Genomic DNA, 22,970 nt, shown 5'->3' with positions numbered 1-22,970 from the left:
AAGTGAATTCTGAAAACTGAAAAGTCTTCATAAAAAATTTGAAATTAAATTTCAAAAAATCAATAAAAATTAAATCTTGGGAGGTTGCCAAATGTGGTCATAAACCTGATAGGCGAAATCGTTTTTCTGAAAAAGAATTTTCTTTGAAAAATAGATCTGAATGTGTGCAGGAAAATCTAATAACGGTTCGATTTTGAAAGATGCAACTGTCATCTGACAGCAATTGCAGGTACAAAAAGGACTGCAAACATCGCTGTGCCCTGATTGATGATTATCCTGCAGTCTTTCAACTTTTGTTTCCGAAAAACCGGAGTTCTCGTCCACATCACTGCATGGCACCAAAGAAATTGCCATGAGATAAAATGTGAATATGAATACAAGAAATTTCATTCAGACACAAATATAGGAATTATACTTTTTAAATATCAAATATTTAATTTTTCAAATTTCTTTTATAAATCAGTGAATAATCTGAATCAGTGAATGCTGGAATATGAAAAACTAACTTCATCAATTATTAATGACAATCTTATTGATTTGCAGCTCTATTCTCAGTTTAATTTCGTTTGCAGGCATCGGAGCCAGAGAATTTTTATTCTTAAAAGCATACGCGTTTTTTGATTTCAGTTCAGAAATTTCGGTTTCTGTCTCGCTCCTTTTTACTATGATGACGGCATTTTTTTCTTTGTTGGGATTATTGTCTATGTTTTCAAAAAATCGCGTATAATTAAAAAAAAATATTTATTTCAATAATTTGTAAATATTTAAATTTTAATCTACATAATAAGAAATAATCAGATGAATAGTTTGTAAAAGCATGATTATGTCTAGATTATTAAGATGATGTTGATGATGTTGAAAATTCATGGCATGATATTTTGTATTTAAAATGTACAAGTTATCATTAAGCAAGAGCTTTCAACACAATGAAAAATTTAAGATTACATAAAAACCTACTTCATCAACTGATATTAACCTATCTCAAAAGGGACTTCAAAATCATCAAAAACCTTAAAGATGAGTATTTACTGGAAAAAAATTTAGTATCCGGCAAATATGTGATCGTTCCCACTTTCTCAAATTATATGGATTCTAATATAGAACTCAAGTTGAGCCTGTACAATCTATTTAATCATATTAACCACACGATTACAACAATCAGCGATCTGCGGAAAGAAATTTATGCTTTAAAACAAAGCAAATAATAATTCTATACCTATCAGAATTCAACTCCAAATTTTATATTATGGAAAACTTTTATTCCAAAAGATTAATTGAATTGGTAGAACGTGACCTGAATACAAGAAATAAAATATTAAAAGACAAAGAGTTTGAAGGAAAATACCATCCCGAAATGGAAAAAGTTCACAGGGAAAATGCTGAAGAACTTCGAAAAATAATTGATGAAATTGGATTTCCTACCGTTTCAAAAGTTGGTAAAGAAGCAAGTAATGCAGCTTGGCTAATTATTCAACATTCTATTTCAGAACCTCAATTTATGAAGTCATGTTATGAATTAATGTTAAAAAATGATTTTGATGTAGATCGTAAAAATCTTGCATACTTATATGACAGAATTCAATACTTTCAGGGGCTTCCTCAGAAATTCGGAACTCAATTAAATGCTGACCAAACCATATTTCCGGTTATTAATAAAAACAAAATCAATGAATTCAGGCAAGAGTTTAATCTTCCTAATTTAACTTTAGTACAAATAAATTCTATCCTTTCCATCGAAGAAATAGAAAAGATTGAAAGCCAAAATCAGGATTATATAATCTGGAGAAAAAAAATAGGTTGGAAGTAAATCTGAAAACCAAATTAATTATTTACGGAAACCCGTAAAGAACATTATTATCCAATGGACATACAGAAAGAGTATCACTGAAGGTGCTGTTTCTTCTTTTTCCTGAAATCCCAAGGCGCAACCGCATTTTTGTCTGACCATAAACCCAGCTTTTTATTCCTGGCCGCAATCTCATCATCTTTTAAATTGAAATTTTTAGAAGCTTTGTAATACCACCATCCAAATCCGGCTTTTATGATTTCTCCGGAAAGATATTTATCATTATCGTAGAATATTTTGGCAATCGTTCTTCTGTACCGGTCTTTGCTGATTCTGTAAAATATGACATTCTTACCAAAAACCTGTGAACTGGTAAATTGCTTTGCATTTTTCCCAAATGGCTGTCTGTTTTCAGGGCAATCGACATCTGCTAATCTCAATGTTTCCTGTGTATTGTTCTCAAGTAGAGCCACAACGGTATCACCGTCTTTTATACCAACTATTTTCGCTTTGATCTGCGCAGAAAGAAGTGAATTTAGAAATAATATGAAATAAAAGATTTTTCTCATTTTAAAAATAACAGATTTTAAAGGACTTATGTATTATTTCAAATCAACTTTGTACTGATGTAAATTTGATGACTAGAATTATGGTAACGCAAAATCCAATCTGCAAATCTACAAATTGGATCTGAAGTTAGATAAGTGTATTTATAATTTTAAATTTAAAATTTAAAATTACTGTTTTAAAAATGCTGGAAAAACTTTCAATGCATTTCTTGACTGATCTTATGATGGATCAACTATTTTTGTAAAAAAGTAAACGAATAAATTATTACCGGAATATGAACAATACATTTTCTAATAACAACCAGATTCAAGTGGTTCAGACATTTTCAGAACTTATTAATACTGATTTTAAGGGAGATGTCAATTCACTATGTTGGTTCAGAGATCTATCCGGAGATTTTAAAGAAATTGTTTCTAAACTTATGTTGGAAGATAATATTACAGAAGTTTCCAAGGAAGACCTTTTAGCATTACAACTTTCCGAAAATGGTAAAATAGCAAGGGAAATCATTTTAGCCGATTTAAAATTACTGACTGATTTTGGAGCATCCCCTTCTCTGAATTTACTGAAAATTTACGATCGAGATGAAGAATTTGATTTTATATCTACTGATGTATATTCGTTTCACGTAGACCGTTCCCCTACTCCGACAGATACTTTTTTAAGCACTTATCATGGTCCTGCAAGTGATATTATTGGCAACGATCAGGCAGTACAAAAAATACATATTCCTGAAATCCGGAAAAAACTTAAAGAATTACATACGGGTTCCGAAGCGGAATTTGAAGACTTCCTGAAAGACAATTTCTTTGATCTGCACTATCTTCCGAAAGCTGATGCTCAACCTGTCAATTTAGGATGCGGACATCTCTGGAGATTAGCCGTAGACCATCCGGAACAAAAAGTTTTACCGTGTATTCACAAAGCTCCTGTTGAAAATGATGGTGAGTACCGACTTCTTTTGATATGTTAGATTAAATATTATTATAATTAAAAAACAACAGTTCAATAAATGGATGTGGTAAGAATCTTCAAAGAATTAATATCTTTATCTTAAATTATAAAACCGATGTCAACAGCTGTCAGTCCTGAAGTCCTGAACTTCTTATCTACCCTTGAAATCAATAACAACCGTGAATGGTTTAATGAAAACAAACAACGCTATCTTCAAATCAAAGAGAACTTTGAAAACGTAGTGAATACGATCATTTCTGAAGTTGCCGATTTTGACAGCAGCGTAGAACGTCTGGAAGCTAAAAAATGTATTTTCAGGATTTATAAAGACACTCGTTTCTCCCAGGACAAAACACCTTACAAAACGAATATCGGTGCATCATTGGTAGAGAAAGGTCCCAAAACATTAAATCATGCAGGCTATTACATTCACATCGAACCGGGAAAATCTTTTCTGGCAGGTGGTGTTTACATGACCGAACCGAAAAATCTGAAAGCGATACGTGCAGCCATCAGTTCCCACAGTGATGCCTTTTTGAAAATTCTTAATGAAAAATCATTTAAAGACATTCTGGAATTACAGGGAACAAAGCTGGTAAAAGTTCCGCAGGGATTTGATAAGGAAGATCCGATGGGCGATTATTTGAAGTTCAAGCAGTTTACAGTTTTCCATCCTTTATCTGATGATGAGATTCAGGATAAAAATTTTGTCAAAAACACCGTACAGGTGCTGAAAGAAATTTATCCTTTTAACCGTTTTTTAAATGAGGCAATTGGTAAATAATTTTTTATAATTAGTGACTAACTAAAGACCAAAATGAAAACAGACCACAAAACAATTGAATTATTCGGGAAAACTTTGATTCAGAAACTGGTGTTGGAGGCGCCTTTCAAAATTGATATTAAAGTGGCTGAACAGGCCTGTTTTTTCTTTGTCAAAGAAGGCGAATTTGAATATAAGATTGATGAGGAGGAAGTTAACATCCCTACCAATTACGCTCTGTTTTTAAACTGTGTCAACTTTGGAAAGCAACTGCACAATTCGGAATCCGGCAGAAATTGTGAAATTGTGATTGTAACCTTCCATCCCGAGATTCTCAAGAAAATATACGACCGGGAATTACCGATCATCCTTCAAAAACCGAAAGTTCCCATTTCCAATAAATCGAGTGAAAAAATCAACAACGACTTCCTGATCCAGAAGTACATTGAAGGACTGTTGTTTTATTTTGAAAACCCCACCCTCGTCAATGAAGACATTCTGATCCTGAAACTGAAAGAAATTGTGCTCCTCCTTTCACAGACACAAAATGCAGAAGCCATACAAGTGATTCTCTCTCAACTATTTTCGCCGGCAACTTATACTTTCAAACAAGTTATAGAAGCACATCTGTACTCACAGGCATCGATTGAGGAACTGGCGAACGAGAATAATCTGAGCCTGTCATCTTTCAAAAGGGAGTTTGCGAAGTTATACAATGATACACCCGCCAATTACATCAAAAACAAAAAACTGGAAAAAGCTGCCGAGCTGCTACTGATTTCTAATGAACGCATCAGCGATATCGCTTTTGACTGTGGTTTCAATGACGTTGCCAATTTCACCAAAAGTTTTGGTGAAAAATACCACACCACCCCGACCAATTATCGTTTGAACAGAATAACCAAGTAATTGAACGAATCTACAAATCCATTCACATTTCGCATTCGCATCTTTGTCATGTCAATAATGACACACAATTTTAAACAAATTTTTAAGATGAAATTATTAAAATCAATCATTGCTTTTGCAATCCTGTTTTTAGCTGTCAATGTGAATGCACAAAACAAAGACAACTCAAAAAAGCCAACCATCATTTTCGTACACGGTCTGTTTGCAGACGGCTCCAGCTGGAGTGAAGTGATCCCCACTTTATTGGCAACCGGCTATGATGTCATCTCTGTACAGAATCCTACGAACTCTTTGGCAGAAGATGTTGCTTTCACAAAAAGAGCCATCGACAGAGCTGCAGGTCCGGTGATCTTGATCGGACATTCATGGGGCGGATTCGTCATTACCGAAGCAGGTAACGATCCCAAAGTAAAAGGTTTGGTGTATGTAGCAGCATTGGCGCCTGACAAGGGAGAAACGCTTCCTGGATTGTCTGCAACAGCACCAGCCACAGAATTGGGAAAATATTTTGCACAAAGTAATGGCTACATGACTTTGACCAGAGAAGGGGTGCAAAAAGTATTTGCTGAAGATTTGTCTCCAAGTCAACAGGATGTAGTCTATGCCACACAGAATGCCGCCAACGGAAAAGTGTTCGCAGATACGGTGACTGAGGCTGCGTGGAAAACAAAACCAAGCTGGTTTGTAGTCGCAAAAAGTGACAAATCTCTTCACCCTGATTTACAACGTTTCTTCGTAAAAAGAATGAAAGCCAAAAGCATTGAAGTGGATGCCAGTCACGTCGTGATGATCTCAAAACCAAAAGAAGTACTGAAATTGATCTTGGAAGCAGCTAACAGTAAATAATCATTTCAATAAACTTTATTCGACTCAGACTGATCAGTATAAATAAAAAACCGGAACTTTTAAGCTTCCGGTTTTTTTTATGTTCTATTCTGAAAAAATTCTTATTCTGTTTTGGATGAAGGTGGCGTTCCTGATCCTCCGCTATTAGGAAAAAACACTTTCATATCGGCTACTTTTTCAGTAAAGCCCGGTGTTTTTGTACCCGCTTTGTATTTGCTGTAATCATAGTCAGTCAGTGCATCCTGATAATTATCAAAATCATGAACGATCTTAAAGTCGGTCAGCATTCTTACTGCAGACAACATACGCTGTTCGGTAGTATCTGCGAAGGAACGATCCTGAAAATCCAGCTCATACTCTGCCCAATCTACATCAGGACTGCTTAACGACGGTTGGTTTTGGTAATAATCGAGTGCTTTGTTGACCAGCAATTTGTTGGTTTCATTGACGCTGCCGAATCTCTGGCGTTCTTCTGTCGTAAGATTTTGAGTTACGGTTAGCAGTACCGCTTCGATTGTTGTTAAAGCATCTGAAATACTTGTTTTCTGCGCTGCACTGAGGTGCAGTCTTCCCAAATTGTCAATTGGCATTTGTGTTTTATTTAATGGTTAATATTACTTATCAGAGTTCTCTACTCATTTTTTTAGCATTAATGAAGGTCAAACCTAAACAATAAGGTTCTGCGACCAAAATTTTACGTTACCAAGGCAAAATTTTACGCCCATGAGGGTAAAGATTTAGGCTTTTGCCTTAAAATTTTACGTCTCCACACCAAACGTTTACGTCCTACACCCTAAAATTTTACGTTTCACAGGTAAACGTTTGGGTTATTTAGTATTTGCTTATAAATGATTCAAAATAAACTTTAAATCTTTTAAATTAAGGTTAATTCATTCTTTCAAACTGAATAAATACGAAATAAATATTTTTTTTTTCAAATATAATATTTTTTATTATTTAAAAAATGTTGGGGATTTTATTTTTTTAGAATTGTATAATTACATTTTGCTGATATTCTATTTTATTTTCCAGCTTTTTTTGATAGACGAATATGGAAGTTTATTGGAGAGTTATTATAATAAAGATAGTTTAAAACATTTATTAAAATGATTATATTTTTGTCTTATTGTTAATATTTTTTTTAAGTAGAAATCATGATTAAGTATTAACAAGAATAAGTATTATATTTGAAAATATAAAATTATAATTGCATCTAAGCTTTTCTAAATAATATGTTATGAGTATCTGGAAATCAATATAGCATTTAATAGTTAGCAATATTTGTAATAATTCCCAGTATAAAAATATTATGATATACAAATTTCCTGAATCACTTATTGAATCACTTAAATCGAAAGAATGTACACTGTTTATTGGATCTGGAATATCAAGTTGGTCAGGGGCACCATCATGGTATAACCTAATTTTAAGTTATTCAAATTTTCTGGAAAGAAATGGGATTTGTAATGATAATGAAAAACTAGAGATTATAAACGTAATCAATAAAGGAGACTTACTAATTGCTGCTAGCTATTGTAAGTCATTATCAACTGATTCGGATTTTGCAGAATTCATCAAAGAAGAATTTTTTGACAGAAATCTTAAATCACATAAAATTCATGAATTAATAATATCATTAGGCTCTGATTGCTATATCACAACAAATTATGATTCATTAATAGAGAATGCGTATCAAGAATTCCGTAATGGACTGATGCTAAGAAGGGTAAACAATGACCAACCGATTGAACAGGCGTCAATCCAAAAGCATTCCTCATCTAAATTTATTTTTAAGCCGCATGGTGATATGCATAATGTTGACTCTATTATTTTGACACAAGAAGATTATAGAAGAATCAAATATAATATGGAATCTACTATAGATACACTAAAACATTTATTGATTCAAAGACCTATTTTATATCTTGGCTTTGGTCTAACGGATCCAACATTTCTATTGATTAAAGATTTCATAGCTGAAACATATAAGGGTGGTACTAGACAACATTTCGCAATAATGCCAAATGTTACAGAATTAGAAAAAAAATTCTGGAATAAAAATTATGGTATTAGTTTAATATCGTACGAGACGATAAATGATAAAACAAAAAAACATGATAATTTACTTATTTTACTTGAAGAATTAAAAAATGATTTAAGTTTGAAAAAAGAAATTGGTGATTTTAAGCTTTCAAGTTCTAATAAATTAGCACTATTAAGATATTGTGATACATTAGTATTCAGTTTTGATTTAAAAAAAATAAATCTTTTTAATTTAGATGGTATTGTTAGTAATCCTAGTCGTAAATCCAATGAGTTTGTGGTAAAAAAGAATATATCAATTCAACAAGTTTTACAGGATCACAATAAATTAATTATTATTGGTGAACCTGGATCTGGTAAATCAACTTCGTTAGAATATTTTTCTTCTCAAATTGCATCAAAGACTAAAGATATTATTGATGATGATTTTACACAACATTCCATTCCTATCTTGATTCATTGCAAGGAATATAAAGGAAGTTTATTTGATTTGATTAGTAGTTCATTACCAATAACAATCGATAAAGAAATCACATTGAATGAAGGTCTTTATACAATTATAATTGACGCCGTAAATGAAATTCCTAAAGAATATTATGAGACGAAATTTTTTGAACAGGATCTTAAAGATTTTATTGAAAAATATCCTAACAATAAATTTCATATTTCTACAAGAAGTTTGAATTATATTTCTTTTCTTGATTTCCCAATATTTGAAATCAAAAGGCTAAATTATAATTTTGTCAGAAGTACATTGGAATCAAAAAATTATAATTTAAATGATGTCTCTAATCAGCTACTAAGAAGCCTATCAAGTCCTTTCTTTTTTAAATTATTCCTTGATTATAGTACAAGTATTACCTTAGATAAAATTACTCCAAAAGTATTGTTAAGTGAATACTTTATATCTATTAATAAAGATATTGAAAAGGATTATGGTTATAAAATTAGTGTCTTAGATCTATTTTCTGATATAGGATATCGATTAACAAACTTAGGAGAAATTAATATAGATCCAATTCATTTCATTACAAAACTAACACAGTCTGAATTTGATAAAATTGATCTTTTTAACATTTTAATTTCTAAAAAATTTCTTTTACCAGATGGAGAAGGGAAAATCGGTTTTGTCCATCAAACAATCTTGGAATTTTTATCTGCTTATCATTTAGTAAAATTATATTCTGTCGATGAGTTTATATTAGATGAAAAAATAACAGATTCAAGATGGGATGAAACAATAATGCTATTTGTCTCACTATTAGATATGAAAAAAGCAAAACAAGTTATTGAAAAAATTGTGAAGAAAGATATTTTTTATGCTTATTCAATTTATGATTTTGCAACTATAAAAAATTCCACATTAAAAAAATTACTTATAGATCAACTTTTAATTCGTCTAAATGATCCGAAGACAATATTGCGAAAGAAAGATAGGTTGGGCTGGCTAATAAGCAATATTATTTCTGATAAAAAATACCTTCCAGATATTATCGAATTTTTAGATGATGAAGTAATTGGCCCCGAAGTAGCCTTCACTATTGCCAAAATAAATAATAAGAAAAGTATTCCGAAAATTATAGAAAAGTTATTTGAGAAGGGAAATAGTTTTCCCAATGGATATGCTAAAGCTATAATTGAATTTAATGATGAGAGATTTCTAGAAGCAATTATTGATAAAGTAAAAAATATAAATGAAATTGATTCTAATGAATTATTAATAGCTAATGTTGCTTATATATTAAGTCATTTTGAAACAAGCTTATATTTACCTAAAATTATGGATTTATTTAAATCTGTAAGAACTAAAGATAAAGTAATGGCAATAAAGTTATTAGATGGTAATCGTTCGAGTGAAGTAGTAGAATTTATTTGCAATTTACTAGATGAAAAAGATGATGAATTAAAAAGAGCAGTAATTTACAGTTTGATAGGTAATGGTTGGCTATATGATAAAAACATCATAACTTCTACGGAAATTGTAGAAAAATCATTTGAAAACCTTGCTAACGATAATATCGGTTCTCACTTCTCTGATTATTTAAAAGATCTCAATTCTGAAGATATTATAAATAGAGCACATCAATTAATTTTGACTGCCAAAAATGGTTCTTTCAAAATAAATTTAGCAAATATAATCTTCGATAAATTCAATCAGCTTTCAAAAAATGTGATTATCGATCATTTAAGTGATTTTAAGATTGAGTATAGCTCAGCACTTCATCAAATTTTATTTTTAAATATTTCAGAATTAAATAGAGAAATTATACCATTAGTAAATATAACTGACGAAGCACGTAGTAAATTTATTATTGAAAATTACATAAATGAATCGGATGAAATTTCTGATTTTATTGATAGTAATATTTGTATTTATTTATTAGAGGATTGGGAAAAAAATATTAACAGTAATGCAGATAAAGAAAATCATTTCTACTGGTATTATTCAGTTCCAAAATTTTTAAGTTTGTGCTCTAAACATATTAAATCAGTAGTTTTAAATAAACTTAATGATAAAAATTACGCAAATAAATCTGCATTGTTATCTATTGTAAGTCGACTAAAATTAAAGAAGAAAGATCTATCAGAAGAAACATTGAATTGGCTTTTCGAAGAAATGACAATCGAATATGATGAATATGATCAAAATTATACGACAACAATTATTGGTATGATTGGAGATGAGGAATTTGCACATAAAAAATTAAAACCATTATTAGAAAGTGAAAATCCGATTTTAAGAAATAATGCATACATAGCAATTGAGAATATTGAAGATAGTATTAACAAAAGGTTAATCATCAAGTAATTCTAGATGAAAATAGGAATGATAATATTCATAATCCTTTCTTCAAAATTAACAATATTATGCTCAAAAAAACAACACTCACTTTCCTATTCCTCCTCATTCTAAACTCCTGCACCACCCAACAAAAAACCTGGACAGAAAATGACTGGTACGCCTACATCAAAACAAGTTCTGAAAAAATGGAGCCTGTCAAAGTCTACGAGTTCTCTGACGGAATGATCAGAATGCACGGTGAAAATATCGGTTATCTGATGTCTAAAAAAAGATATTCCAACTTTGAACTTTCATTGGATTACCGATGGAATATGGATGAGCAATACAAAGGAAAAGGCAAGAAAAACAGTGGCGTTATGTACAACATTCCTACAAATTCACCTGACAAAATCTGGCCAAAAGGTATTCAGTTTCAGATCAAAGAAAATACGACAGGAGATTTTGTTTTTTTGGATCAAGTAACGGCAAAAGTAAACGGAAAACTTGTTGAAGCCGGAGCAAGTGTAACTTCTCCAAAATTCCTCGAAAATGAAAAACCTTACGGCGAATGGAATTCTATTGTCATTAAATCGCTCAACGGCAAAATCACTCAATATCTGAACGGGAAACTCGTCAACGAAGCTACGGAAGCCACTTCTGTGGAAGGCAGAATCTCTTTGAATTATGAAGGTTCCGCGATTGATTTCAGAGATATTAAAATTAAAAAGATTTCTAAGGAATAAGCTGAATCCCATTATTTGAGAATAAATAATTATAACAAAAGCTATCCTCAATTTGGCTTCAAATATTCTCAATTTGACTACAGGTATTGCCTGTTTTATATCCACCTTTGCTGTATTCAATTTAAATCAATTAAAATTATGCAGACAAACGAACAAAAAGTGGCACTGGTTTCGGGTGCCAATACAGGTGTAGGTTTTCAGATAGCAAAAGCTCTTGCCGACAATGGTTATATCGTATTTGTCGGTTCCCGCGACCTGAAGAAAGGGGAAACTGCTGCCGCTGAAATTGGCGGTCTTGCAAAGGCCATTCAGCTGGATATTACCGATTCAGATTCTGTGAATGCGGCAGTAACCAAAATACAGATTGAATCAGAATATCTAACATTATTGGTGAATAACGCAGCCATCTCACACGCCGGTCAATCGGGACGTACGATGGAAGAAGTTTTGGGATCTCAACGTGCAAGCATCGTCCCGATCAACGAACTGAAAGCGGTATGGGAAACGAATGTATTTGGTACACTTGCGGTAACACAGGCTTTTTTACCTTTATTGAAAAATGCTCCTGCAGCGCGTATTGTGACAGTTTCGAGTGCATTAGGTTCTCTGGGAATCAATTCTAATCCTGAAAATCCGTATCGTTCTTCTTTTGACGCTGCTTATGGTGCTTCTAAAACTGCATTGAACGGTATCTTTCTTTCCCTTGCTATCGATCTGGAAAACACGAATGTTAAAGTTCATCTTGTAAGTCCGGGCTTTACAGCAACGGCTCTTAACAATTTTCAGGGTACCGACACGGTGGAAGAAGGTTCGGCTGAGCCGGTACGGGTAGCTTTGGCAGAAGATCTTCCGACAGGAAGTTTTACCGGACCTGCCAATTTCAGCGGAAAGGATAACATTCTTCCCTGGTAAGATTTAATCAATCTAAAAACCTATGATGATCGATTTGTCATAGGTTTTTTTAATAAATTTATAAGATGAAAAGTAAAGATGACAAACTGATACGCTTTATCTCTATATCTGAAAGTCATCAGGCATTTGGTCTGCCTGCACCACAGCATCCGCTGATCAGTCTTGTGCATTTCAACGAAGACAATTCTTTCAATACGGAGATGGCACCAATCTACGACGTCCTAAGTTTTTATAAGATAACCTTCATCACCAAAAACAACGGAAGACTGAAATACGGGCAGGATTATTATGATTATAACGAAGGCAGCATGCTGTTTTTAGCGCCCAATCAATTGGTGGGAAGCACAGATTATAACAGCAAAACCTACTGTTATATCCTGCTGCTTCATCCCGATTTTCTGCTGGGACATCCTTTGGCAAAGAAAATAAAGCAATATGGCTATTTTTCCTATTCCTCCAATGAAGCTCTGCATTTGTCAGATGCCGAAAAAGAAATCATTCTTTCTGTTTACCAAATTATGGAACGGGAACTGAACAGCCGTGTGGATGAATTCAGCCAGGAAGTAGTGATTGCTCAAATCGATTTGATGCTGAGCTACGTTAATCGTTTTTACAAACGTCAGTTCATCACGCGAAAAGCGGTCAACAATGACATTCTTCAAAAAACAGAAACCATTTTGAATGATTACCTGAATAATCAGAAATCTCTTCACCAAGGTGTGCCTACCGTGCAATATCTCTCAGACCAACTGAATATTTCGCCGGGATATTTGAGTGATATGCTTCGCTCACTGATTGGGCAAAATACTCAGCAATACATTCACGAAAAGCTCATTGAGAAAGCAAAAGAGAGATTGACCACCACAGAATTGACCGTAAGTGAAATTGCTTATGAGCTGGGTTTCGAGCATCCACAGTCGTTCAGCAAATTATTCAAAACCAAAACCAGTCTTTCACCTCTGGAATTCAGGCAGTCTTTAAATTAAATAATTTAGAAATAGGAAAAAATTTATCAGTAAACATTTGCCAAACCACCATCCAGAGGAATACTTGCTCCTGTAAGGTAAGCTGCATATTCTGAAGCTAAAAATGCTACCAAATGACCATATTCTTCAGGTTTTCCCAGTCTTTTCATCGGAATTTTATTTTCTCTGCCTTTTTTAATTTCTTCAACAGACTGATTGTTTTGTTCCGACTCTACTTTAATTAATGTCCGGATTCTTTCGGTATCAAAATATCCTGTCAAAACATTGTTAATGGTAATATTATGCTGAGCAACTTCGTTAGACAAAGATTTTGACCAGGCTGCAACCGCAGAACGTATTGAATTTGAAAGCACCAGATTATTGATCGGTTCTTTAACAGAAAGAGATGAAACATTGATAATTCTTCCGCTTTTCTGTCTGATCATATGAGGTAAAGCCAAAGATGTCGTTTTGCAAACGGTTTTAAAAAGCAGATCAAAAGCTTTCTGAAAGTCATCAACATTCTTTTCAACCGCCAATCCCGGTTCCGGACCATTGGTATTGTTAACCAGAATATCAACTGTATTATCTTTAAAATAATCTGAAATAATTATTTTAAAAGTTTCAAAATCAGAAAAATCAGCAACAAGATATCCATGCTTTTGACTTTCGTGAATGACCGGAAGTGCAGCTACGGAATTTTTCAGTTTCTCTTCATTTCTGGCCATCAGGATTACATTTGCGCCACATTTTGCTAGTTCTGTTGCGATTCCCGCTCCTATTCCCTGAGTTGCTGCTCCTACTAATGCATTTTTGGATGATAAATTAATATTCATAATGATTCGGTTTTGCTTTTTTATTATTATTTGTTTTAAAATAAATTTTTCATAATTCTAGATTTAACGCTAGGTCAAACAAAGAATTATAAATTTTGACTGTTTTTAAGTAAGACAAAGGCGTTAACTTAAAAAAGAAATACAAAGTATTTTAATACGAATAATCGTAAAATTAATAAAAAAGAAGTAAAAGTCATTCTGCAAGGTTGTAAAATGAATCTGTTTTTATTATTCTTTTGAATCTTTAATTTAATTATAAATAAATCCGCCTTACAAAAATTGCAAGACGGATTTTTATTTTAATGATAAAACTATTCGATATTTTATTTTAGTGTATCTGAAGTTGTCAAAATCTGAAGTTCATTTTTCTCAGGTTTGATGAGCTGTAAAGGATATAATTGAGGATTATATTCACCATTGAGAACTTCATTTAAAGCGTGTCTTTTTGATTCTCCGAAAGTCACAACCAAAATATTTTCTGCTTTATTAATGATTGGTGCCGTCAAAGTGATCCTGAACATTTCCTGAGGTTTCAGATAATACGCATCGACCCATTTTTCATTTTCATCTAAAATACGTTCACCCGGAAATAACGAAGCGGTATGACCATCATCGCCCATTCCCAAAAGGATAAAGTCGAATCGTCCTTCGTCTCCGAGAACGTTTTTGATTTCATTTTCGTATTCTACAGCATAGTCTTCCGGTGAAATATTTTCTTTAAACATCGGAAATATCTGATCTCCATTGACCGGTACTCTATTTAAAAGCGTTTCAAAAGTCATTTTTGCATTGCTTTTGTCGTCATTCAACGGAACCCACCTTTCATCTACCCAAAAGAAATAGATTTTGTTCCACTCTATTCTTTCAGCATAGCTTTCTGTTGCCAACAATTCAAAAACAGATTTCGGAGAAGTTCCACCACTTAAAGCCACAACAAATTTTCCTCTCTTCTGAATTGAATCCGCTGCAAGATTACTGAATAAATCTGCTGTTTCTTTATAAAGCTGATCTAAATTATCTACTACTTGAACCTTCATTTTTATACTTTTAAATCAATATGTGCATGTTCCCAACTGTGGTCTTCTCTTTGAAGCAAAAGATTACATTCTTGCGGTCCGCTGCTTCCCGCAGCATAATTTGGAAAAGATGGATCCGGATTATTTTCCCAGGATTCCTGAATGGTTTTGACAACATCCCAAGCTTCTTCTACCTGATCAGAACGCATGAATAATGTAAGATCTCCTTCTAAAGCATCCAGCAACAATGTTTCATAGGCTTCCGGTGTATCTTCTTTACATGAAAAATAATCAAAAATCATTTCAACAGGTCTCAGCTCAACCGTAAGTCCGGGTTTTTTTGTCATAAACTGAAGTCTTATATCCATCAATGGTTGAATATTAATAATCAGTTTATTTTGAGAAAGATCGTGCTTTCCTCCTGAAAAAGTGGATTGTGCAAGAGGTTTGAACTGTATGGTGATGTAAGAATGTTTTTCCTGCATTCTTTTTCCGGTACGCACATAAAAAGGAACACCGTCCCAACGTTCGTTGTCCAGATAAAATTTAATGGCAGCAAAAGTTTCTGTGTTAGAATCAGGAGCTACGCCTTCTTCGTCACGATAAGCTTTTAGATCGGTTCCATTTAACGTGCCTTTTCCATACTGACCGCGTACTGCATAATGATTGACTTGGTCGAGAGGTATTCTTCTAATTGATTTTAGAACATCCACTTTACGGTCTCTGATTTCACCGGAATCCAATGAAGATGGTTGCTCCATTGCTACCATGCACAAAATCTGTAACAAATGGTTCTGAATCATATCTTTCAACGCACCTGTTCCTTCATAAAAAGCACCCCGAGATTCTACTCCCACCTCCTCTGCAACGGTGATTTGTACAGATTCTACATATTTGCAATTCCATAACGGTTCGAAGATAGAATTACCAAATCTGAAGGCAAGAATATTCTGAACGGTTTCTTTACCTAAATAATGATCTATACGATAAATCTGTTCCTCTTCAAAGGTTTTTGACAATAAATTATTGAGTTCAATCGCAGATTTTTTGTCGTGTCCAAAAGGTTTTTCTATAATAATTCTATCCTGCGAAGGATTGGAAGCCAGTTGTGCTTTTTTTAGATGTTCTGAGATGGTTGAGACAAAATTTGGTCCTATTGACAAATAAAACAATCGGTTCGCTCTTACACCATACTCGCTATCCAGCGATTTTAGTTTTACATCAAGATCTTTGTAAGAACTTTCTTCATCAATCTGATGTCTGAAGTAGATGATATGTGACTGGAATTTGTCCCATTCTGTCTCTATTTCAGTTTGGTTGCGCGAAAAGAGAAGCAGATTTTCTTTAACGTAGCTTTTGAAGTCATTATTTTCTTTATCTGCTCTTCCCAATGCCACAATATTGAATTTCTCCGGCATTCTACCCTCTATAAATAGATTAAAAAACGCAGGGAACAGTTTTCTTTTTGCCAAATCTCCGGTTGCACCAAATATAATTATACTGGTTGACTGCAACGTTCCGTTTTCATTCATTGATCTGAATTTTAGTTATTTGTATTTTCCCATTGGGTATGAAAGATGCCTTCCTGATCCTTTCGCTGATACGTATGAGCACCAAAATAATCACGTTGAGCCTGAATCAGATTCACAGGTAAGCTTTCGGTAGTGTACGCATCAAAATATGCTAAAACAGTCTGTAAACCGAGTGTTGCAATTCCGTTGGTCACAGCAAAAGCGTTTGTTTTTCTTAATGATGTAACTTTAGATTTTACAATTTCAGCAATCTTATTATTGAGTAAAATATTAGATAAATTCGGATCTTCTGTGTACACCTCATAAAACTTTTCTAATAAAGAAGAGCGGATGATACAGCCTCCACGCCAGATTTTCACAACATCTTTTAACGGAATCTGAAAACCATATTCTTCTGAAGCTTTTACCAGAAGAGACAAACCTTGTGTATAACTGATCAATATTGAAAGAAATAGAGCATCACCTACTTCCTGAATAAATAAATCTATATCTTCCGGCTTTGTAATCTCTACTTTTGTATATAATTTTGATGCCTGAATTCTTTCCTCTTTATATGAAGATAATGTTCTGGACGCAACAGCAGCATCAATAGTCGGGATTGCCACGCCTGTTTCCAAAGCTTCTTCTGAGGTCCATTTTCCGGTACCTTTCGATCCTGCTTTATCTAAAATCTGATCTAATAAAAATCCGCCCGTGATAGAATCTTTCTGTTGGAAAATATCTCTTGTGATTTCAATTAAAAAAGAATTCATCTCACCATCGTTCCATTTTTTGAAGACTTCATAAAGCTGATCGTTGTTTAAATTAGCTCCTTTTCTAAGAAGATCGTAAGCTTCACTGATTAATTGCATGATTGCATATTCGATCCCGTTGTGAACCATTTTCACATAATGTCCCGCTGCATCTTTTCCCATATATGCGGTACAAGATTCACCATTCACCTTTGCTGATATAGCTTCCAACATCGGACGAACTGAGTGAAAAGCCTCAAGATCTCCTCCAGGCATAATACTCGGACCAAATCTCGCTCCCTTTTCACCTCCGGAAACTCCCATTCCCATAAAATGAAGACCCTGAGTTGCTAAATCCGATACGCGTCTGTTGGTATCTTTAAAATAAGAATTTCCGGCATCTATAACGATATCGCCTTTGCTTAAAAGTGGTTTGATGTTTTCTAAAACAGCATCTACAGGCTTTCCTGCAGGAACCATAAGAATGATTTTTCTCGGTGTTTCAAGACTGGAAACAAATTCTTCCAGAGAATCTGTACCCTGAACTGTCATTTCTGAGGTTGCACCTTCTTTTAAATCATTGATTTTTTGCTTGTCCAGGTCAAATCCTGCAATTGAGAATCCGTTCTCAGCAATGTTGTAAAGAAGATTTCTTCCCATTACACCAATGCCGATCATTCCGTAATTGTATGTACTCATTTTACTTTTTTATAAGAATATTTCTGATGCAAAAAATCATACTCAATTTTGCACCATCAAATGTACGAAGAATGAAGAAAATATTACGTTTTCCCATTCTTAATATTATGTTATAATATTAAGATTATACTCGTTGTGCATTATGAAGATATATTTAAATGACTGATATTTAAACAATTTTATTTCTTTGCTAAATGAAATGCCATTGTTTGTTTTAAAAAAAAATCTATTTTAAAACTTAGTCTTTTTTAGCGATTAAAAAACGCAATAATAAACAAGGAATTTTTTGTGAAAAATACTGAAATACTGGTAAACAATCCGTTTCACTTATTTTAGAAATACTCATTGATAGACAACAATAATTATAGTAAAAGATCAAAGATATTATTGAATTATTGTAGAGTCTTTAATGATATACAATTATTGATTATATTCGCAGAATTATTAATTATCTTTAATGAAGAAAAAAGTAGTACTTGTACAGGATAATAAAGAGATCTTAGAAATAATGGATCAGGTATTGGAAGAAGAGGGATTTGACGTGACAGGATCTCTGACAACAGAACCGATAAAAAACATTGAAAACATAGATCCTGATGTAGTGATTATAGATGATCATATAAAAGGTCCTGTAAAAGGTTCTGAGGTCATCAAAGAATTAAAATCAGATCCTAAAACTGACGAAATACCGGCAGTTCTCACCTCAACATCAAGTAATCTGGCTGCAGAGGCCGCAGATTGCGATGCTGATGATTTCATTTCTAAACCTTTCGGAATTGATGAGATGATAGATGTTGTGAAAAAGAATGTTGATTCTTAAATTTTAAAAAATAAAATTTGTTAAGCTAAATACATAATTAAATATGTAATTCAGTTTTCGTAAGAATCTATATTAATAAAATAAGCTCCCATTTCTGAGAGCTTATTTTTTTTAATTTATAAGTATATGTACTATTCTTTAATAAATTTCTTCTGAACAGTTCCCATTGCATCTTCTATATCGATAACGTATAATCCGCTGCTCAATCTGCTAACGTCTATTTTATTATTGACAATAAATCCGCTTGATACCAATTGTCCTGCTGCAGTGTAAATTTTATAATTCGCTTTTTTGCTGATATTTTTTACATTTAAAACTGTGCTTACAGGATTAGGATAAATTACGATATCCGTCTGGTTTATTGCGTTTGCAACCGGCTGTTTAGAAATTCTTACTGTATAATCTTCCACTTCGCCATTCGGGAAGCTTGTACAATTTACAGGAATTCCGTCTTTCTGCATTGCTACTCTCATCACAACATATTTGTAATCTGTCATGCTTACAAATGCATCGGCAGGAACACTGAATGTTGCGCTTGCTGTAGGATTTGTATTTGGTCCGTCAGCCATGATTCTTTCGTTGATATCGAAATAACCATTTCTGTTGAAGTCGATCCAAACTGCAACTCCTGCTTTATCACCATTGCTCAGTGTTTTGTCAATCGTAATCTGGTTACCATTTGATCCCTGAACCATTTCGATAAACTTCGCAGGCGTACCCGTAAAGTCAGAGTAATTGGTAGCTAAAGTAATATTGATCATTTCAGGCTTACCGGTAGGCTTCGCAGTTACTTTCGAAATATATTCTGTTGCAGAATTTGCTGACGTCATTGGGCAATATATAACGGTAGGAGTTGTAAAATAATACAGAGGTGTAAAGTTACCCGGAGTTCCCGAACAAACATTTGCTACCTGCATTTCGTATTTCGTCAATTCTAACAATCCTGTGATTGTGTAAGTATTTGTATTAACTGTCACAGTCGTCCAGCTAGGAATACCTACTTTTCTGTATCTTAAAACATAGCTTCCTGAAGCTCCTGCACCAGTAAAGGCATCCCAAACTACTTCTGCACTTGTAGGTGTCAATGTAGTGATTGTCAATCCCGGAGGTGCAATTTCACAGATTCTTACTGTTGTAAACACTTGAGGATTTGACCATGGATTTGCAGTAGTACTTGCTATACACTTACTTCTCACCTGAACTTCATAAGTTTTAAATGAGCTCAATCCTGTAATTGTGTAAGAATTTAATGGAGGTTGAGGTGTTCCACCAGTTGGTGTTAACCAAGGTAAAGTACCTACTTCTCTCCATTGGATTTCGTACGTTGCACTTGCAACCAAAGGATTCCATGTTACTACTGCTGATGTCGAAGTTACATTAGTTATGACTACGTTTGGTGGTGTCGGATCACATTTAGTTGTAAACTCATTATGAGAATATGCACCGATATTAGCATTACAAACTGCAGCAACTTCTACTTCATACAATGTTACAGGTGTTAAAACTCCTGCCAAAGTATAAGTTTGTGTAGGTCCTGGTACAGCTGCTACGTCAATAGGTCCAGCTACCGGTAACCATGTTGTAGTACCAACTGGTCTGTATCTGATTTTATAATTAGCACCACCATTATGTTGAGGCCAAGTAATTGTAGCTGAATTATGAGTGATAGAAGCTGGAGCTACCGTCACTACAGGAGTAATTGTACTGCAAATTCTGATAACCACATTGTCAACAGCAGCTGGTTCCTGAGTTCCTCCTGTAGCACTATTTCTCCACTCGAATACAAGTCTCATGATTCCACCTGCAAAAGTGCTTACATTGACATTTGTATTGCTATATGATTGCCATAATGCCTGTTGATTTAAGTTTGCACCTAACTGAATTCTTCCCGCACCTGCTGTAATCTGAGTTCCCGCAGTAGGCATGAAATTACTAGGAACTAACCAAACACGCAGATAATCAAGTGTTGTCTCACCCTGTGCTTTCCAATCAAAAGCTACTGTTGCAATAGTAGTTCCGGTAGGTACCGCAACATCTCTAAATGCATGTACTGTACTGAGTGAAGTAATTGTATAAGCGTTGGTTACACCATTATCATTCGATACATAAATAGAATTTGGAGTATTTCCTGCTGCATTTCCATAAACCCATTTATTCACCTGAGTTCCATTTACAAAACCAAAATCATTTGTTGCAAATGGCTGCACATAAGGAATAGTTGCCGGAATCTGAGTCGTCGTAAAACTTGGTCCGCCAATCCAGATACTTGCATCTGTTGTGCTGCATCGTGCTCTCACCCACCAATAATAAGTTGTATTAGGAAGTAATCCTGCTAAAGGAACTGACGTTGCCGTTGTTGTTCCGGTTGGGATCGTTGTCGCAACTGGAGGTGTAGGATTTGTTGATAAGAAATACTGATATCCAATAGCGGGTGCTGGTACAGTTCCTGTCCAGCTTATTGCAGCTGTTGTTGAAGTTACTGTTCCTACAACCGGAGCGGTTGGTAGTTTACAAGTAGGAATTTGAAAGTTTATGTTGTCTATTGCACCTGCAGGTGGTGTTCCTAAACTTCCGTCATTTCGCCACTCGAAAACAAGACGCACAGTAGTTCCTGCAAAAGTTGTTAAGTTGACGTTTGTATTAAGATAGGTTTGCCATGCCGCCTGAGCATTTAAATTTCCTCCAATCTGAATTCTTCCTGTACCTGCCGTAATTTGTGTCCCTGCAACAGGTGTAAATGAAGAAGGTACAAGCCAGATTCTTAAATAATCACAACACGTCTCTCCCATCGCAAGCCAGTCAAATGATAAAAGCGCAGGTGATGCCGCAGTTGTTCCTGCTGGTACTGCGATATCTCTATATGCCTGAACTACACTTAATGAGGTGATGGTATAATTATTTGTTAACCCATTATCATTAGAAATATAAATGGAATTTGGCAAATTTCCTGCAGCACTACCATAAAACCATTTGTTTGTCTGCGTTCCGTTTACAAAACCGAAATCATTAATAGTTGTAAAGTTTTGACTGTACGGAAGTATTGCCGGAATCTGAGTTGTTGAAAAACCTCCGCCTGAAGTCCATATGCTGGAATCTGTCGAACTGCAAATTGCGCGAACCCAAAAATAATAAGTTGTACTTGGTACTAATGTATTTAAAACAACTGAAGTTGCAGTAGTTGTACCTGTAGGAATAGTTGTATTATTCGGCGGTGTTGAACTTGTAGACACATAATATTGGTAACCATTGGCAGGAGCAGGAGTGATACCCGTCCATGAAATAGTTGCATTAGTTGTTGTTATTGTATTAACAGCCAATGCAGTAGGTGCAGGACAAGTAGGAATCAACATATTTATATTATCAATTCCACCAGCAGGTGCTGTACCTAAGCTTCCATCGTTTCTCCATTCAAAAACAAGACGCATATTTGTTCCTGCAAACGATGCCAAATTTACGGTTGTATTCAAATAAGTCTGCCATGCAGTCTGTGCATTCAGGTTACCTCCTAACTGAATTCTCCCCGCACCTGCAGCAATTTGTGTTCCCGGTGTAGGTGTGAAAGTTGTAGGAACCAACCATATTCTCAGATAATCACAGCATCCTTCTCCCATTGCTCTCCAGTCAAAAGATAAAGTTGCTGGTGAAGACGCTGTCGTACCGGCCGGAACTGCAATGTCTCTATACGCCTGAACTACGCTCAGTGACGTAATCGTATAATTATTTGTAGTACCGTTGTCATTGGAAACATAAATAGAATTTCCTCCATTACCTGCTGCTGAACCATAAGCCCATTTATTGACCTGAGTTCCGTTCAGCAAAGTAAAGTCGTTGCTCGTGTTAAAATCTTGAGTGTATGGTAACGTAGCCGCAGCCTGAGACTGGAATAGCGGTATGAAACCAAAATTAATGAAACACGCAAGAAGTAAAAAATTAGTAAAGGTTTTAATCATATAATTTATTTATTTGTTATTCTCAAATTTAGTTATTTTTTTTGACATTAAAATCATTCTTAATAATATGATATGTATTTAATATTCAACAACATTATATCTTATAATAATAG

The 22,970-nt window shown here is 34.2% G+C and carries 19 protein-coding genes; 11 read left to right on the top strand and 8 right to left on the bottom strand.

The features are described 5' to 3' along the window. Positions 1–69 precede the first annotated feature (69 nt). Positions 70–390, bottom strand: coding sequence for a DUF6660 family protein (locus tag NZ698_RS03925; protein ID WP_368407646.1), 321 nt, complete (start codon positions 388–390; stop codon positions 70–72). A gap of 536 nt (positions 391–926) precedes the next feature. Here NZ698_RS03925 and NZ698_RS03920 point away from each other — a divergent pair. Then, a complete protein-coding gene (locus NZ698_RS03920) occupies positions 927–1,205 on the top strand; it encodes a hypothetical protein (RefSeq protein WP_263001783.1) in 279 nt (92 codons plus the stop codon). Positions 1,206–1,246: 41 nt separating this feature from the next. Further along, positions 1,247–1,807 (top strand): DUF6624 domain-containing protein, encoded by a 561-nt coding sequence (locus NZ698_RS03915; RefSeq protein ID WP_263001782.1) that lies wholly within the window; start codon positions 1,247–1,249, stop codon positions 1,805–1,807. 74 nt (positions 1,808–1,881) lie between these two features. On the opposite strand, the gene NZ698_RS03910 is transcribed toward NZ698_RS03915, so the two are convergent. Then, positions 1,882–2,355 carry a thermonuclease family protein gene (locus NZ698_RS03910; protein WP_263001781.1) on the bottom strand — a complete coding sequence of 158 codons (474 nt, stop codon included), beginning with the start codon at positions 2,353–2,355 and terminating at the stop codon, positions 1,882–1,884. Positions 2,356–2,630: 275 nt separating this feature from the next. Here NZ698_RS03910 and NZ698_RS03905 point away from each other — a divergent pair, with 275 nt between their 5' ends. From NZ698_RS03905 to NZ698_RS03890, 4 genes are all read left to right on the top strand, one after another. Beyond that, positions 2,631–3,329, top strand: coding sequence for a DUF1826 domain-containing protein (locus tag NZ698_RS03905; RefSeq protein WP_263001780.1), 699 nt, complete (start codon positions 2,631–2,633; stop codon positions 3,327–3,329). A 96-nt stretch (positions 3,330–3,425) separates the two neighbouring features. Next, positions 3,426–4,094, top strand: a complete 669-nt coding sequence (locus NZ698_RS03900) for a DUF2461 domain-containing protein (protein WP_263001779.1) — start codon at positions 3,426–3,428, stop codon at positions 4,092–4,094. Between the two features lie 33 nt (positions 4,095–4,127). Further along, positions 4,128–4,982 carry a helix-turn-helix domain-containing protein gene (locus tag NZ698_RS03895; RefSeq protein WP_263001778.1) on the top strand — a complete coding sequence of 285 codons (855 nt, stop codon included), beginning with the start codon at positions 4,128–4,130 and terminating at the stop codon, positions 4,980–4,982. A gap of 87 nt (positions 4,983–5,069) precedes the next feature. Next, a complete protein-coding gene (locus NZ698_RS03890) occupies positions 5,070–5,828 on the top strand; it encodes an alpha/beta fold hydrolase (RefSeq protein WP_263001777.1) in 759 nt (252 codons plus the stop codon). Positions 5,829–5,929: 101 nt separating this feature from the next. Here the strand turns inward: NZ698_RS03890 and NZ698_RS03885 are convergent, their stop codons facing one another. Beyond that, positions 5,930–6,418: a hypothetical protein gene (locus NZ698_RS03885; protein ID WP_263001776.1), complete on the bottom strand. Its 489-nt coding sequence runs from the start codon at positions 6,416–6,418 to the stop codon at positions 5,930–5,932. 719 nt (positions 6,419–7,137) lie between these two features. Between NZ698_RS03885 and NZ698_RS03880 the strand changes: the two genes are divergently transcribed. The 4 genes from NZ698_RS03880 (at position 7,138) to NZ698_RS03865 (ending at position 13,294) form a co-directional block, all read left to right on the top strand. Beyond that, positions 7,138–10,680 carry an SIR2 family protein gene (locus NZ698_RS03880; protein WP_263001775.1) on the top strand — a complete coding sequence of 1,181 codons (3,543 nt, stop codon included), beginning with the start codon at positions 7,138–7,140 and terminating at the stop codon, positions 10,678–10,680. Positions 10,681–10,739: 59 nt separating this feature from the next. Then, the gene (locus tag NZ698_RS03875; RefSeq protein WP_263001774.1) at positions 10,740–11,396 is read left to right on the top strand and encodes a 3-keto-disaccharide hydrolase; all 657 of its coding nucleotides are present in this window, start codon (positions 10,740–10,742) and stop codon (positions 11,394–11,396) included. Between the two features lie 138 nt (positions 11,397–11,534). Continuing rightward, positions 11,535–12,308 (top strand): SDR family NAD(P)-dependent oxidoreductase, encoded by a 774-nt coding sequence (locus NZ698_RS03870; protein WP_263001773.1) that lies wholly within the window; start codon positions 11,535–11,537, stop codon positions 12,306–12,308. Positions 12,309–12,373: 65 nt separating this feature from the next. Continuing rightward, positions 12,374–13,294: a helix-turn-helix domain-containing protein gene (locus tag NZ698_RS03865; protein WP_263001772.1), complete on the top strand. Its 921-nt coding sequence runs from the start codon at positions 12,374–12,376 to the stop codon at positions 13,292–13,294. A gap of 26 nt (positions 13,295–13,320) precedes the next feature. Here NZ698_RS03865 and NZ698_RS03860 read toward each other — a convergent pair whose 3' ends face one another. From NZ698_RS03860 to gnd, 4 genes are all read right to left on the bottom strand, one after another. Then, complete coding sequence (locus tag NZ698_RS03860) at positions 13,321–14,109, bottom strand: SDR family oxidoreductase (RefSeq protein WP_263001771.1); 789 nt, start codon at positions 14,107–14,109, stop codon at positions 13,321–13,323. Between the two features lie 323 nt (positions 14,110–14,432). Continuing rightward, the gene (gene pgl / locus NZ698_RS03855) at positions 14,433–15,146 is read right to left on the bottom strand and encodes a 6-phosphogluconolactonase (protein ID WP_263001770.1); all 714 of its coding nucleotides are present in this window, start codon (positions 15,144–15,146) and stop codon (positions 14,433–14,435) included. Positions 15,147–15,148: 2 nt separating this feature from the next. Continuing rightward, on the bottom strand, positions 15,149–16,657 hold the full coding sequence (gene zwf, locus NZ698_RS03850; RefSeq protein ID WP_263001769.1) for a glucose-6-phosphate dehydrogenase: 1,509 nt from the start codon (positions 16,655–16,657) through the stop codon (positions 15,149–15,151). Positions 16,658–16,668: 11 nt separating this feature from the next. Beyond that, positions 16,669–18,087: an NADP-dependent phosphogluconate dehydrogenase gene (gene gnd / locus NZ698_RS03845; RefSeq protein WP_263001768.1), complete on the bottom strand. Its 1,419-nt coding sequence runs from the start codon at positions 18,085–18,087 to the stop codon at positions 16,669–16,671. Between the two features lie 457 nt (positions 18,088–18,544). Between gnd and NZ698_RS03840 the strand changes: the two genes are divergently transcribed. Continuing rightward, positions 18,545–18,907 (top strand): response regulator, encoded by a 363-nt coding sequence (locus tag NZ698_RS03840; RefSeq protein ID WP_263001767.1) that lies wholly within the window; start codon positions 18,545–18,547, stop codon positions 18,905–18,907. A 131-nt stretch (positions 18,908–19,038) separates the two neighbouring features. Here the strand turns inward: NZ698_RS03840 and NZ698_RS03835 are convergent, their stop codons facing one another. After that, complete coding sequence (locus tag NZ698_RS03835) at positions 19,039–22,857, bottom strand: fibronectin type III domain-containing protein (RefSeq protein ID WP_263001766.1); 3,819 nt, start codon at positions 22,855–22,857, stop codon at positions 19,039–19,041. Positions 22,858–22,970: the final 113 nt, after the last annotated feature.

The organism is Chryseobacterium edaphi (assembly GCF_025628985.1).
In the GTDB taxonomy this organism is placed as follows: Bacteria; Bacteroidota; Bacteroidia; order Flavobacteriales; family Weeksellaceae; genus Chryseobacterium; species Chryseobacterium edaphi.
This window is presented reverse-complemented; position numbering and strand designations above follow the sequence as displayed.